We start from the raw sequence: 1,900 nt of genomic DNA, 5'->3' as shown, positions 1-1,900 counted from the left end.
TCTATTTATCGTGCAAGACGACAAGAGATCAAGCAATTTATCAAAGAGAATGACCTGAAAACGGTTGAAGACATCCAGAATGTCCTTAAAGACCTGTTTACCGAAACTCTCCAGGAAATGCTGGAGGCCGAATTGGATACTACCCTGGGCTACGAAAAGAATGATTCCAAGAACAAGCAGACCACCAATAGGCGTAACGGGCACAGCGAAAAAACCGTCCGTAGTGAATACGGCGAAATCGATCTCCAGATTCCGCGGGACCGGGATAGTGAGCATGACCCTCTGATCGTAAAGAAACATCAAAAGAATGTCACCGGTATCGAGGACCAAGTCATAGCCCTGTACGCCAAAGGGGTAAGCACCCGGGAGATTCAGGACCATCTGCAGCGTCTTTATGGGATTGAAGTTTCACCGGCCCTCATATCTAATATTACTAATAAAATCATGCCCATGGTCAAGGAGTGGCAGAACCGGCCGCTGCAAAACATCTATGCGATTATCTTCCTGGACGCTATTCACTTCAAGGTTAAACAGGACGGCCAGATTGTAAATAAAGCCGCTTACATGGTGATCGGCATCGATTTAGACGGGAACAAAGACGTATTAGGCATCTGGATTGGCGAGAACGAATCGGCTAAGTTCTGGCTAAGCGTATTAAACGAATTAAGAAATCGTGGGGTTCAGGATATCCTTATCGCCAGTGTGGACAACCTGACCGGCTTTAGTGAATCAATAGCCGCCTGTTACCCGGATGCCGAAATTCAAAAGTGCATCGTCCACCAGGTGCGAAACTCCATACGCTATGTTTCTTACAAAGACGTCAAGAAGATCACCGCTGCCTTAAAGCCCATTTACACGGCATCCTCCGAGGCGGCGGCCAGTGAAGAACTAAACCAGTTTGAAGCTATCTGGGGGCAAAAATATCCCCTAATCGTGAGATCTTGGCGGAACAACTGGGCGGAGATATCCACCTTTTTCAAATACCCGCCGGAAATCCGGAAAATCATCTATACCACCAATATGATCGAGAGTTATCACCGGCAGCTCCGTAAGGTAACCAAAGGAAAAAGCATCTTCCCGACAGACGATGCTCTTTTAAAAATGCTATTTATGGCCACCCAGGACGTCCTTCGGAAATGGACGGGGCGAGTTCAGAACTGGGGTCAAATTCTACTCCAGTTATCAATCTTTTTCCCTGATAAGGTCAAGGCTCATTTAAAATGATCGGGCGGAAGAAGAGCAAAGCACAAAACTATTTACAGACCCTAAGAATCCAAACGTCGCCAACAGAACACAAATGGGAGAGGAGAAATATAATGAATTTTCGGAATTTATTCAAAAAGGCAACCTTGCTTTTTTCATTATCTTTGTTTCTTATGCTGACCTGGACTCTTCCCGCTCAGGCTGTGCACTACGAGTATGATGCATTGGGGAGGCTGATTAAGGTCACCTACAACACTGGTTTGGAAAGCACTTACAGCTATGACACCGGCGGCAACAACCTCAGCGAGAGCAATGAACTGAAGCTGAAGCTGATGAACACCGAACCAGTTGATGAGAGTGTAGATGTGCCCATTAATAAAGTGATCAGAGCGGAATACAACCAGCCTATTACTGCCGGAAGCAGTTATAACAACATCACACTGATGAACGGCGGCACCTCGGTTCCTTTTACGGCCAGTATTCAGGACAAGACCCTGATTCTTCAATCCACAGCTAATTTTGATGTCAGCACCGGGTATACCGTAACCATTCCAGCAGAAGCGCTGGAAAGCGTTGAAGGAGCCAAAACGACTGGAGAGACGGTTTTCAGTTTTTCCACCAGCGCCAACGCTCTCACTGTTGCCACCAATGCCGCTACCGATGTCAACGTAGCCGGAGCCACCTTAAACGGCGCCAT

Annotated in this window: 2 protein-coding genes; both read left to right on the top strand. The window is 47.0% G+C overall.

The genetic code is table 11. The features are described 5' to 3' along the window. Window positions 1-3 precede the first annotated feature (3 nt). Entirely contained in the window at window positions 4-1,224 is a 1,221-nt protein-coding gene (locus tag B3W37_RS07505) for an IS256 family transposase (protein ID WP_483175244.1), read from the top strand. Window positions 1,225-1,316: 92 nt separating this feature from the next. Beyond that, on the top strand, window positions 1,317-1,900 hold a 584-nt coding region (locus tag B3W37_RS07500; RefSeq protein ID WP_483175243.1), incomplete at its 3' end, for an Ig-like domain-containing protein.

The sequence above is a fragment of the Syntrophomonas sp. UBA5494 genome (assembly GCF_002426325.1).
The sequence above is the reverse complement of the archived record's forward strand: the minus strand, read 5'-3'. Positions and strand labels throughout refer to the sequence as shown.